Source organism: Methylophilus sp. Leaf408 (assembly GCF_916856905.1).
Classification (GTDB): Bacteria; Pseudomonadota; Gammaproteobacteria; order Burkholderiales; family Methylophilaceae; genus Methylophilus.
The window spans coordinates 331,538-344,185 of sequence record NZ_CAKASK010000002.1 but is presented as its reverse complement, the minus strand read 5'-3'; the positions used below and the strand labels follow the sequence as shown (position 1 = coordinate 344,185).

Annotated in this window: 13 protein-coding genes; 9 read left to right on the top strand and 4 right to left on the bottom strand. The window is 46.8% G+C overall.

Going from position 1 to position 12,648, the window contains the following annotated elements; all coding sequences use genetic code 11:
• Positions 1-48: 48 nt before the first annotated feature.
• Both LPA26_RS12455 and LPA26_RS12450 read left to right on the top strand, forming a co-directional pair.
• A complete protein-coding gene (locus LPA26_RS12455) occupies positions 49-447 on the top strand; it encodes a PA2779 family protein (protein ID WP_055869680.1) in 399 nt (132 codons plus the stop codon).
• Between the two features lie 42 nt (positions 448-489).
• Positions 490-1,443 (top strand): PA2778 family cysteine peptidase, encoded by a 954-nt coding sequence (locus LPA26_RS12450; protein WP_229008588.1) that lies wholly within the window; start codon positions 490-492, stop codon positions 1,441-1,443.
• Between the two features lie 47 nt (positions 1,444-1,490).
• Here LPA26_RS12450 and LPA26_RS12445 read toward each other — a convergent pair whose 3' ends face one another.
• The 3 genes from LPA26_RS12445 to LPA26_RS12435 all read right to left on the bottom strand — a co-directional run bounded on the left by LPA26_RS12445 (position 1,491) and on the right by LPA26_RS12435 (position 4,756).
• Positions 1,491-3,083 (bottom strand): EAL domain-containing protein, encoded by a 1,593-nt coding sequence (locus LPA26_RS12445; RefSeq protein ID WP_229008587.1) that lies wholly within the window; start codon positions 3,081-3,083, stop codon positions 1,491-1,493.
• Between the two features lie 336 nt (positions 3,084-3,419).
• Positions 3,420-3,902, bottom strand: coding sequence for a DUF421 domain-containing protein (locus tag LPA26_RS12440; protein ID WP_229008586.1), 483 nt, complete (start codon positions 3,900-3,902; stop codon positions 3,420-3,422).
• A gap of 149 nt (positions 3,903-4,051) precedes the next feature.
• Positions 4,052-4,756, bottom strand: coding sequence for a DUF2490 domain-containing protein (locus LPA26_RS12435; RefSeq protein WP_229008585.1), 705 nt, complete (start codon positions 4,754-4,756; stop codon positions 4,052-4,054).
• A 194-nt stretch (positions 4,757-4,950) separates the two neighbouring features.
• Here LPA26_RS12435 and LPA26_RS12430 point away from each other — a divergent pair, with 194 nt between their 5' ends.
• Positions 4,951-5,256, top strand: coding sequence for a hypothetical protein (locus LPA26_RS12430; RefSeq protein ID WP_055828346.1), 306 nt, complete (start codon positions 4,951-4,953; stop codon positions 5,254-5,256).
• A gap of 122 nt (positions 5,257-5,378) precedes the next feature.
• Here LPA26_RS12430 and LPA26_RS12425 read toward each other — a convergent pair whose 3' ends face one another.
• Positions 5,379-5,555 (bottom strand): hypothetical protein, encoded by a 177-nt coding sequence (locus LPA26_RS12425; protein WP_229008584.1) that lies wholly within the window; start codon positions 5,553-5,555, stop codon positions 5,379-5,381.
• Positions 5,556-5,832: 277 nt separating this feature from the next.
• On the opposite strand from LPA26_RS12425, the gene LPA26_RS12420 reads away from it, so the two are divergent.
• From LPA26_RS12420 to LPA26_RS12395, 6 genes are all read left to right on the top strand, one after another.
• Positions 5,833-6,039, top strand: a complete 207-nt coding sequence (locus LPA26_RS12420; protein ID WP_055869696.1) for a hypothetical protein — start codon at positions 5,833-5,835, stop codon at positions 6,037-6,039.
• Between the two features lie 150 nt (positions 6,040-6,189).
• Entirely contained in the window at positions 6,190-6,360 is a 171-nt protein-coding gene (locus LPA26_RS12415) for a DUF3309 family protein (protein ID WP_229008583.1), read from the top strand.
• A gap of 208 nt (positions 6,361-6,568) precedes the next feature.
• Positions 6,569-6,919, top strand: coding sequence for a hypothetical protein (locus LPA26_RS12410; RefSeq protein ID WP_229008582.1), 351 nt, complete (start codon positions 6,569-6,571; stop codon positions 6,917-6,919).
• A gap of 75 nt (positions 6,920-6,994) precedes the next feature.
• Positions 6,995-8,299, top strand: a complete 1,305-nt coding sequence (locus tag LPA26_RS12405) for a TolC family protein (protein WP_229008581.1) — start codon at positions 6,995-6,997, stop codon at positions 8,297-8,299.
• 14 nt (positions 8,300-8,313) lie between these two features.
• Positions 8,314-9,534 (top strand): efflux RND transporter periplasmic adaptor subunit, encoded by a 1,221-nt coding sequence (locus LPA26_RS12400; RefSeq protein ID WP_229008580.1) that lies wholly within the window; start codon positions 8,314-8,316, stop codon positions 9,532-9,534.
• 9 nt (positions 9,535-9,543) lie between these two features.
• Positions 9,544-12,648, top strand: a complete 3,105-nt coding sequence (locus LPA26_RS12395; protein ID WP_229008579.1) for an efflux RND transporter permease subunit — start codon at positions 9,544-9,546, stop codon at positions 12,646-12,648.

The following is a 12,648-nucleotide window of genomic DNA, read 5'->3' as shown; positions in this document are numbered from 1 at the left end:
CAATCATTTTTTCAAACTATTTAATTAATTCAAATGAGGAAACATATCATGATCATGGCTAAACGTTTTTTAAGTGCCTTTGTGGCACTTTCAATTTTCTTCACAGGCTCCATTCAAACAGTGCAGGCGGCCATGGTCAGTACCGATCAGGTGGCGGAATCGGCTATCACCGTTAAAGGTGAGCAAGACCGCGCGAAGATTGTTGCTATGCTTTCCCGTGACGATATGCAATCAGCATTGGAAGCACGCGGTATTGACCCGGCTGAAGCCAAATCACGCGTTGCAGCGCTGACAGATGAAGAAGCCAATTCATTGGCAACTCAATTGGATAAAGCGCCAGCAGGCGGCGGCATTATCGGTGCGGTCGTGTTGGTGTTCCTCGTATTATTGCTGACTGATATCCTCGGTTTCACCAAAATCTTCCCGTTTACACGTTCAGTGCGCTAATGCATTATCATCTCGCTAATAATTGCGAGATGAGTAGTTAAAATGGGTAACATCAAAGCCAGACTGTATTATTTAAGCATGCTGGCTTTTTTGTGCCTGCTCACAGCGTGTGCTGCCCCTGGCGTACGCGAAGCGACCAAGCATTCACAGCTGCCGCGCCGGGCTGAGCTCACCCAAGCCCCGTTCTTTCCGCAGGAGCAATACCAGTGTGGGCCCGCCGCATTGGCAACTGCTTTGACCGCAGTCAATATTTCAGTCACCCCCGAACAGTTGACCCCGGAAGTCTATGTGCCCAGCCGGCAAGGCAGTCTGCAAATTGAAATGCTGGCTGCAGCCAGACGCCATGGTGCAGTCTCGGTACAAATACCTCCAAAACTCGAAGCAATCATGCAGGAAATCGCCGCAGGTCATGTAGTGGTCGTGATGCAGAACCTGGGATTTTCCTGGATACCCTCCTGGCACTATGCAGTAGTGGTTGGCTATGATGCAGATAAAGAACTGGTCTGGCTTCGTTCAGGTCCCTATAAACGCCAGGAAATGTCGCTTAGTGCTTTTCAGCGCACCTGGGCCCGTAGCGAACATTGGGCTTTTGTGGCTTTACCGCCAGGGCAGTTGCCAGTGAGTGTGGAAGCAGATGAAATCGCCAAAGCGCTGGTTGCTTACGAAAAGAATGCGCCTGCTCCATCGAGAAAAACAGCTTACTATGCCGCCGTGCAACAATGGCCTGATCACTTGGTGTTATTGATAGGTTTGGGAAATGCAGCCTATGCCGCAGGTGATTTGCCTTTAGCGGCTTCCAGTTTTAAACATGCTACTGAAGTCCGTCCAGAATCCGCTGCTGCCTATAATAATTTAGCCAATGTGTTACTGGCGCAGAAACAAATTATACAAGCCGAATCCGCTGCCACCAAAGGCCTGACGCTCGCGGGAGAGAATGAAATGTTGAAGTCGCAAATTACCCAGACTTTGCTTGAAATCCGTCAGCAGAAGAAATAAATCAATCACAAAGCAGCGTTTTTGCAAGTGCTGTCAAAAGTCCTTAATCAAGTATGCTTATCAAGATAAGCATAAAAATCTTTTCTTTTTAATGATTTTGAGAATAGCCAGCCTTGCACATATTGAACCCCGCGCTCTTGTAATATCTTCGCCTGCTCCTCTGTTTCCACGCCTTCAGCGACCATACCCAGCTGTAAGGTTTTTGCCATTTCAATAATGTGGAAAGCAACGTGGCTGGTGACGGCATCAGTGCCAACAGAGTCGACAAACGTCTTGTCGATTTTAAGGTAGTCCAGCTGGAATTTGGTCAGGTACGACAAGCTGGAATAGCCGGTCCCAAAATCATCAATCGCCACCATTACGCCACATTCACGGATATTTTTGATAGTAGTCAATGCTGCTTCATCATCAAGAAAACCACGTTCTGTGACTTCAATCAATATCTGATTGCCTTTGGCACCGGTCGATTTTTTAAGGTTTTCTATCATCGGCATCAATGCACCAGAACGAATGTCATGCGATGAAATATTAATGCCTACGTGAAAGTGTTTGTGCATGTTTAATGCTGTGTGCATATCTTTTGCCACTAGCTCAAACACCCGCTGCGTAATTTGGCATATGACACCCGAGGCTTCTGCGGCAGGGATAAATGTATCCGGACTGATAAAGGTATTGTCCGGCGTTCTCCATCTAATCAATGCCTCTGCCCCGACGCAGCGTTTATTTTCCAGATTTATAATTGGCTGGTATTCCAGGTAAAACTCGTTTTTGGCCAGTCCTTTCAAAATGGCAGATTTGGTTGAGTACCTGGTTCTTTGCATGTAAATGAAAATGCCACCAAGCGACACCCCCACCAACATTGCCAGCGGGATCAGTATCTGGATGAAGGAGACCAGATCATCATGAATATCCTTTAATGGTATAGCTGCAACCACGCCGGTTAAATTCAGCTTGTTAGGCGCCATATACACCAGCATGTGACGTTCTTTATCAATAAAAGTAAGTGCTTGCTTACCTTGGTAGGTTTTTAACCACTCGGGGGCGATCTCGCCTCTTGAGGTATACAGTTTATGCTCCTGTATACCAAAAATGGCCACTGAAACATCGGTACTACCCAATGCCTCAATCGCGTGACTAGGCACAAGTACAATGGCCCATCCGGCTTTTTCCATCACTACCAAATGATGGTTTTGCCAATCGGACACTTTCAGATTGGCGTATAACCTGGTGCCATCCGGCTCAATTCTGGAAGGGTTGCCGAGGGAAGCACCATCAAAAACTTCTGCAATCGAGGAGCATACGATACGGTTATCTTTGACGTGAGCCACTGCCTGCAGGAAAAAACCGGCGATATTGAATTCTTGCATTTTCTTGATATGGCGGGGTGCACAGGCCTCTTGTTCGGGGACGGATTCAAAGTGGTGAACGACATTGGCGAACTGCGTGCGGGTACTATTCATGCGCATCAAAACCCCATTGGTGACTTCACGCAGACGCTTGGTTTCTTTTGAGATGGCTTGATTTTGCGCAATCATTAACGATAAAAAAATCGAAACAAAGGCTGTAACCAAAATCAGCAAAACAGTAATGCCGGTCAGGACTTTATTGTTCCTCCAGCCTATATTTAATAGTTTGTTCAATTTTGCACCCTTCCAAAAGTCAGTCTTATCGCTGCATGGTTTATACACATCGGCCTAAAGCTGGCCAATGGTAATCAAGGGGTAAACGTGGGCGAACTCGAAATGATTGAATGCACGCGATGCACAAGAGTGATAAACATAATTATTTTTTTTCTTTAGTGTTGATGGATATCGTTCTTGAAACTAATAGAGACAATTATATTTATGCAAATTATCACTATAGTCTAGTTATCGGCACATGTTGACGAGTCTGAAGTGCAGAAAGATGAAATTGTTAATTTTTTTTATTTTATAGGGTTTAGTAGTAAAACCTGGCTGTATGCAAGCGTACTGAAATCAATTTTCTTCATAGCGGACAACGCTGATTTCTCCATCCATCTCGATTTGCATTTGTCTAACCTCTGAAACTTGGCCTATACCTTCTTCTCTTAATTTGGCCATAATTTCATCTTTGGTGACAAATTCCTTTCTCATTTCGCGCAGTTGCAACACGCCATTTTTTATCAGTACAAGTGGCGGCGCTTCTACCATTCTCCTTACCCATTTGTATTTGAAGCTGAGCCAGTCAATCAACATGTTCCAGAATACTAAAACTGCAATGAGTACCAGACCATCGGAAATAGATTTGGAATCGCCACTCATGGCGTTTTGTGAAGCATCCGCAATAATCACCACAAACAGGAAATCACTGACCCCGACGCTCCCCATGCTGCGACGCAAGATAGACCTGAAGATCAGGAATAAAAACCAGTAAACCACCGAGCCTCTGAGGATGATCTCCCATAGCGGAACGGTTAAATGAAATACAGAGAAATCCATCTTTTTAAACCCCTGTTTTGTATTGAGGACTTGCCTCTCCTGCATGCTACAAAACTACAAGCAATTGCATTGTCAGATTCGGCGCAAAGTACTGTAGGAAAGTACTGAAAATAAATCCTGGTTTAAGCAAAGACAGAAAAATATCAATCTTAGAATTTGAAACCTACTGTTGTACTAATGACATGGTTTTCGAGATTGTGGGTAGTTTTATTCACTATCTGGTTAAGATAGCCGGTCTCCAGTGTGCAACGCTTATTTACTTTCCAGTTAATCCCTACAAAGAGACGGTTCTGGTCTAAGCCTCCATGTGCGCCCCAATCAGTTTGTTCCACGTTGACAAATAATTCATCGGACATCACATAAGAGAGCGCAGGATAATTCGTCACCGCCTTGGAGGCCTTAAACATTTGCCGCAACCTATGCCCTGTGTCCTGAAAACCTTCCCGGGTTCGCTCTTCCAGTCGGCTGCGGTTGGTAAAAGTGATTGATTGGACAGGATCGAATTGATACTGGAACTGCTGCCACCAGCGATTTTCCTGATAAGAAGATTTTCCATCTGGATGACTGGCTATCGTATCGTGACCCAACCAAAGGCTGGTTTTTGAATCCGGTTTGTAAAACACGGCCGGGCGCAAATAAAGATTATCCAAGTGCTCTCCCTCATTCCGCCATCGCGGGTTGATATCCATATCCCAATAAAAATTCTGAACCGGTAATTCACCCTGCATGCGCAGATTAAACCAGTAGCCACTATCTTCTTTGAGACCAGCATCAGCCTTTATTGAGATAAGAGAGACAGAGGTCAAAATAAGTATTCTCAATGCAAGAGCAATAATTGAAGTGCGTTTTGTCATGGCGAGACTTTTCCTCTTTCTATTTAAGAAAAAGTGTATGCCATGCAGCTGAATTAAATCTTAATTTGCTTTATTCAACGTCAGTATTTTGTCTGAACATTCCTACAGGCAATTCAGCAAGATGGGCATAGCGACTTCTTACTCAGCAGGGCAAGATGGTTTCATAACCAACCACAAATCTGAGGAGAGTGAATATGTGCGGAGAATCACAAATTGATAAAACTGAACCTAATAACGCTGTTGAAACAGATAAGCTAAATACGCCAGAACAGAATGCACAGTTACTAATAAGTATTTTTGTGAACCATTTCAAATTACTTACGGGTGAAGCATTGCTGACGAACAAGTTAAGTGGCGTCTGGTATGACAAACAAAAAAGCGAAGAAGATATGGTGAGTGGGATTGAATATGCAAAAAAACAGGAATGGATCACTCCGCTGGATGATGCTTTCAGGCTGACTGAAGCTGGTTACGCTTCAGCCAAACAGCAAACAACCTAAGAGCAGAATTCATAGATATTTATCAATGCTAGTTAGTAACTATACAAACCTATTGAGCATTGAACATGCATACATTATGGTGGCATTCAAAGTGAATGCCATTTATGTGAGTGACTCAACCATCATTGTGTATTGTCGCCAATGATGTCTGGCTGGATATCAGGTTCGGCAGGTTCAGTTGGCTCATATGGGGTGTCCGGATCAGGTTTTATCGGCTTATGGGTTTCTTCAGGAAATACCGGATGATGAGTGTCGTCCTGTTGCCCGAAAAAATGCTGTTCTATGAGTGAATAAGACATTTTTTAATACCTGTGTTTATAGTGAAAGTGGTTCCACAATACTGCGCTGGGCACAGTGTTTTTATAGGTAAATCCCTGAATGTGATGTAAGAATTTTTTGATAAAGAATATGCTTTGTATACGATAAGAATTCCTACGCCTATTTCATAAACTGACTGACAGTTAGGCACATGCATATCACGTAAAATTGAATCTAATTATTTGCAGTATTTCAAAACCTTCCCTGCACTAACAATCCACCATTCATGTGTTGGCAATTCTTGATAAGGAGATTGATATGCTAGACAGATTACATCCAGATTATTTTGATTCCGACAGAGTAGATGAGGCTTATGCAAGCTCATCGGATACTAACCATTCCCAAACACGTGAAAAATTACGTGAAGATCATCTGCAGAGGCGGGAAGGAAAATCCGCTACGCGAACAGTTAAACAGGCGATGGCGATTAAGCATTCAAAAGCACTGAAAAATGCACATGAATAGCGTTGTCTGAACTTTCCTACAAAAAGTTCAGCATTAGTTGTATGGCAGGATTTCTTGATTTTGGCGATGATTGAATCACCCAATTAATTAAGATAAATTCAACACTACATGCAGTAACAATGATGTAGGATTGATTTGCAGGAGAACGCTATGATGAGTGCCTTGCTTATTGTATTTGTCGTTTTAGCTGCCATCAGTGCAGCGCGTACTTTGCCTTACAACATTCCCTGGGCTGAATATCACTCAAGCAAAGGCGTAATGGGTATAGTGGTCACAGCATTGATTATTCTGTCATTTACGGCAGGCTTTATTGATGTTTAGTCCTGGCGATAGGCTGCCTGGCGAACATATTATTGCCTATCTCTTTTGAAGAGCACTATTGTTCAAGTTGTATTGCCTGCTGATTTCGTCCCATTATCTTTGGCTGCTTCCGAGATTCGAATTAGCATTCACCGGATCTGCATCAATCTTAGATTGCCTTAACCAAGTTTCTTGACTATTAAACTGGTAATTGCTAAATTGAAAAAGCATGCATCCACTGTTTAAAAAATTTCTGGCTTTGATCGCGCTGCTTTCTATCCTAAGCTCATCAGCGTGGGCAGTGTCGCCACTTGTGATAACTGACGATATATTCACGCCTGAAGATACCCAATTACTGGACGTTCACTTACAGAAAAAAACGCAGGACAATTCTCAGCAACATCAAGAGTCAACCTGCAATCATGCCTGCCATTTTTCAGCGCATATTGTTGGATTGCTTTCCAATGGAATAGCGCATGTTATGCCTGCACGGGATGCAGGTGTCTACACTTTCCCTATTCCCTCTCAGGTTAATCACCCTTTTCTCCAAGGCCTGTACCGCCCTCCTATCCTCTGCTAAATCATGAGTCAGTCAGGTGCTTTCGGCATCTGTAAATATGATTGATTTCGAGAGGTATTCACTGTGTTTATCCCTATGTTTGAGACAGGGTTGCAGCGGCTTGCAACGGCTGTCAGTGTTGGTTTATGGCTATCACTCAGCTTCGCCAATGGGTCATTACATGCAGCAGCATTAACGCTGGAACAAGCCTGGCAATTTGCTGCCAGAGGTAATCCTGAATTACAGCGCCAGATTGCGAACCAGAATATTCCTGACGGTGACTATCAGGATGCCAAAGGGTTGCTTTACTATAATCCGGTAGTCAGTATAGATATGCGGCAACGCAGCATTGCCCAATCACCTGGCACCAACAGCAGACGCGGGGAGTGGGGCGCTGGCATTGCGCAGACGTTTGAAATTGCCGGCCAGCAAGGCTGGCGTAGAAATGCCGCGCAACAAAACCAGCAGGCCATTGCACTGGATATTGCTGAAGAATACCGCACGCTGCATGCGCAAATGGAAGAGCAGTTTGTGGCTGTGCTGGCTATCCAGAAACGCATAGAAGTGGAACAACGGATCCTGAAACTGATAGAGCAGAATACCGCTTTATCACGCAAGCGGGTTCAGGCGGGTGAGGACAGCCTGCTCGATGGAAATCTGGCGGTAGTGGATTTCGAGCGGGCGCGCAATCAACTGAGTGCATTGAATGAGCAATTGGTGCGTGCCCGCGCGCAACTGGCAGCTACCTTGCAATTAGGTGAAACAGAATTACCTGCGGTGTCAGGGGAGTTGATGCCGGTGACCCATGCTTATACTCTCAGCGAACTGCTGGAAAAGTTAACTGACCGTCCTGCCATTCAATCCCTGGGTGTCAAGGAATCCGCCGCCCGGTCCAGATTAGAATTACAGAAAAACCTGACTTATCCCGACCTGACTGTCAGCGTCAACAATAGCCGCGAAGCGACGGTTGCCGGGGATGACAATATCACCTCACTTGGCGTATCGCTGCCGCTACCCATCTTCCGCCGTAATGGTGCTGGCATTGGCCGTGCCAGTGCCGAGTTAACACAATCTGAAATCAATCGTGCTGCATTGACGCGCAATGCGAAAGCGGCGATCCAGGCGGCCTGGGTACGCCGCGAAAATATCCGCGAGCGTATTAGCCGATTAAGTAAAGAAGTCTACCCACGACTGGAAGAAAATCTCACGCTGGCAAAGCTCGCCTTTGAAAATGGCGAAATCGGCCTGCCGCAATTATTGATTCTCCAGCGCCAGGCGGTGGATGCGCAACGCGATATTATCGACGCCCAAAAAGATATGCGGCTGGTGCAGATCGAACTTGAATATATCTCTGGGTGGGCGATGCCTGTTTTACCAGCGCCGACTTTTTCAGCACCATAAAGCAGGATAAAAGAATGCATAAAACACTCATTAAATTACAGCGAAGCAATGCACTTTGGCTGGTGTTATTAACAATATTGCTCAGCGCATGTACCCCTGATAGAGATTCGGAATCTGCACATACAGACAAGCCAATATCGCAAACTCAACACCAGGAAAATAGCGGACATCAGGAAACTAAAGCAACACTCACTTTCAGCGAGGCTGAGTTGCAGCAGTTTGGTATTTCTGTGGCGCCGGTTGTTAAGCAGCCATTGCAGGATCAACTCACTTTCACAGCCAATATTGTTGCCAACCAGAATAAACTGGCCCATGTCACGCCACGTATTGAGGGCAAGCTGGCCAAAGTGATTGCTAATCTTGGGGGCCAGGTGAAAGCAGGGCAGGCACTGGCCGAAATCGATAGTATCCAAATGGGCGAAGCGCGGGCTCAATACCGCAGCTCAAAAAGTGAGTTGTCCCTGGCACAAGCAAACTATGAACGCATCTCACGTTTGTATGCCGATAAAGTGGTGCCGCAGAGGCAGATGATTGAGTCGCAAGCGGCGCTGGAGAGAGCAAAGTCAGCTTTTTATGCAGACTCTGAGCGCTTGAGAATGTATGGCGGCCTGAATAAACAAAACAGCTTAAACGGCGGCTCTACATATGTGCTGACCGCGCCATTTGTGGGCATTGTGCTTGAAAAAAATGCGGTGATTGGCGAACTGGCGAAAACCACTGACAGTATTTTCACCATTGCCGACATGTCTACCGTCTGGATTGAAGCAGATATTCCGGAAAGTGATTTAAAAGATATATCGATAGGCAAAACCGCCACCGTTAGCGTCAGTGCTTATCCTGAAGAAACCTTTTCCGGCAAAGTCGGTTACCTGGCGAGCATAGTCGATAAAACCACGCGCACCGTGAAAGCGCGTATTGAATTACCCAACCCCGAGCGCAAATTACGCATCGATATGTTTGCTACCGCAGTCCTCAGTCATACGGCCGCCAGGGAAGCGCTGGTGGTTCCGAATGATGCGGTGGTGGTGATTCAGGGTGTTCCTCATGTCTATATTGTGCAAAATAAAGCCGGGCATCAGTATACGTTTGAAGCCAGGCCGGTCGAGCCAGGTCAGCGCGTGAATGCCAATGTGGAAATTAAAAGCGGCCTGCGCGAGGGTGAAGATATCGCGCAAGCGGGTGTTTATGCCCTGAAAGCACGGCAGCTTAAATCACAAATCAGCGATGAACACTAAGGGGCGCGTATGCTGCATTGGATATTAGAAACGTCGCTGCGTTATCGGCTACTGGTGATTCTGTCTTCGCTATTGCTGGTCTTTTTCGGGGTGAGAGCCTGGCAGAATGTGCCGCTGGATGCTTTTCCGGATGTTACCCCGGCGCAGGTAAATATATATACGGAATCGCCAGGCCTGGCTTCGGAAGACGTTGAAAAGCTAGTCACCTTCCGGGTGGAAAGTGCATTGGCCGGACTCAGGGGTATTGAGCACATCCGTTCGGTTTCTTTGTTCGGCTTGTCGTATGTCAGCGTTTATTTCAAAGATCATACGGATATCCAGCAGGCACGCTTTCTGGTGAGCGAAAAACTGGCAGAGGTGAAGTCGCGCATTACGATGGGTGATGGTGGCGCGGGCTATGGCGAGCCAACCCTGGGTCCTAACACTTCAGGCCTGGGGCAAGTGCTTTGGTATACCTTAAAGTCGGACACCATGAATGCCATGGAGCTACGTACTTTGCAGGATTGGACAGTGCGTATGATGGTGCGCACTGCGCCCGGAGTGGATGACATTACCTCATGGGGTGGTCAGGAAAAACAATTCCAGGTGCAGATAGATCCGCAAAAACTGTTTAAATATGGCTTAACTTTTGCGCAGGTGGTTGAGCGGCTCACCGCCAATAACCGGCAAGTGGGCGGCCAGTTTATCAATGTCGGTCAGGAACAGTTCCTGGTACGCGGATTGGGCCTGGTAAAAAATACGCACGATATACAGAAAATTGTCGTGTCTGAAAATCAGGGCGTTCCGGTCTATATCGAAAACATTGCTACTGTCGTGGAAGGCCCCGGTTTACGCGTTGGGGCGGTCACCCAAGATGGCAAGGAAGTCGTCATGGGCATGGTGTTGGCCCGCCTGGGTGAAAATGCCCAGCAGGTAGTGAAGGCAGCCAAGCAAAAGCTGGCACTGGTAAAAGAGGCACTGCCTAAAAATGTGACGCTGGAAACGGTATATGACCGCACGGCGATAATTGACAAGGCGATTCATATGGCAGACCGCGCCATGCTAGAGGGCGCGCTGCTGGTCATCGCCGTGCTTTTCCTGTTATTGGGTGAAGTGCGCGCTGCACTGGTCGTTGTGGTTGCTATTCCCTTGGGGCGATTAATTGCGTTTATCCTGATGGAACAATATGGTGTCTCGGCCAACCTGATGTCCCTGGGTGGGCTGATTATTGGCCTCGGCATGACCATTGATGGGCCTCTGGTACTGGTGGAGAATTGTTTCCGGCGATTGGCACAGCATGTCGGAAACTCTGTGAATAAATCCCAGGTGATATTGCAAGCTAGCCAGGAGGTCATCCACCCGATTGCGTTTGGGGTATTGATTATTATCGTGGTGTTCCTGCCGATATTTTCGCTGACGGGTCTTGAAGGCAAGCTGTTCAAACCCCTGGCGATCAATATGACATTTGCCATGATAGGGTCAATGCTACTGACACTGACGCTGATTCCTGTGCTTTCATCAGTAGTGCTTAAGCAACAGAAGGTGCATATTGAAAAAGACCCTTGGTTGATTCGTTACTGTAAACCTGTTTATCTAAGAACGTTGCAATGGAGCCTGGGCCATAGCAAAGTGATTGTCGCTGTGACCGCGCTCGCATTTTTGGTCGCAATTGTCATGTTCCAGTTTTTGGGAAAGTCGTTTATGCCCAATTTGCAGGAGCAGGATATTTTGTTCAGGGTTACCAGTATTCCTTCAGCCTCACTGGATCAGTCGATTTCGGTGTCAGACCGTGTTTATCAAAGCCTGAAAAATATGCCGGAAGTGAAAGGCAGTGTCGCCATGATAGGGCGGGCTGAAAAAGGCGAAATTGCGGATGTAAACTACATGGAAATCCTGGTCCATTTACACCCGGTGTCCGCCTGGCCGCAGAAAATCAGCTACCAGCAACTTGCCCAGAAACTGCAGTCACAGCTGGAAAAACAAGTGCCCGAGGCGGTGATAGCCGCTACCCAACCGATACAAATGCGGGTTGAAGAATTAATATCCGGAGTTAGGGCAACCCTGTCTGCCAAAGTGTATGGCGATGACCTGGCAACCATAGACCGCATTGCTAACCAGGTGAAAAGCACGATAGAAAAAGTGGATGGCGTGACTGACCTGGCGTTAGAAGCTAACCTGGGCAAACCGCAACTAACTATCGAAGTAAACCGCGAAGCGATCGCCCGCTACGGGATCAACGCAGATGATGTATTACAGATTGTGCAATCCGGCATTGGTGGCAAGCCGGTGTCCACCGTGCTTGATGGCGTTAAGCGCTTTGCGATCCAGGTATGGTTTCCGCCCGCGTATCGGGATAATCTTAAAGCCATCGGCGACATCCCCATACCGACAGCACAAGGCGCATTGATTCCACTCTCGCAGGTGGCGACATTGAGCACAGAAGAAGGTTATGCCTTTATCCGTCGTGAGCAATTGCAACGTTATGCAGTCATTCAAATGGATGTACAAGGGCGTGACATTGATGGTTTCGTGAAGGAGGCACAAGCCTGTATCAATCAAAATGTGATGTTGCCAGCAGGCTACTGGATAGAGTGGGGCGGCGCGTTCGAAAACCAGCAACGCGCACTTACTAAACTGGCAATCATTGTGCCACTGACAATAGGCCTGATTTTTGTGCTGTTATATACCGCGTTTAATTCTGTTCGCTATGCCGGGTTGATACTCGCCAATGTGCCTTTTGCCGCCATGGGCGGCATATTTTCGCTGGCCATCTCCGGACAGTATCTTTCAGTGCCGGCTGCGATCGGCTTTATTGCTGTATTTGGCGTCGCGATGTTGAACGGGATTGTGCTGGTTTCATTCATCAACAGTTTGCGCGCTGAGGGGAAAAACATTCGGGAAGCGGTACTTGAAGGTACGGCCTTGCGTTTGCGGCCAGTGATGATGACAGCGATGGTGGAGATTTTCGGGCTAATTCCGTTTGTGCTAGCTACCGGCGTGGGTTCAGAAATCCTGCGGCCATTAGCGATTGTGGTGATTGGTGGGCTATTCACAGCTACCGTCTTGACGTTGATATGCCTGCCGGTAGTCTATGATTGGATGGAAACCCGGAATGCTAAAAGCGAAAGCAATTAA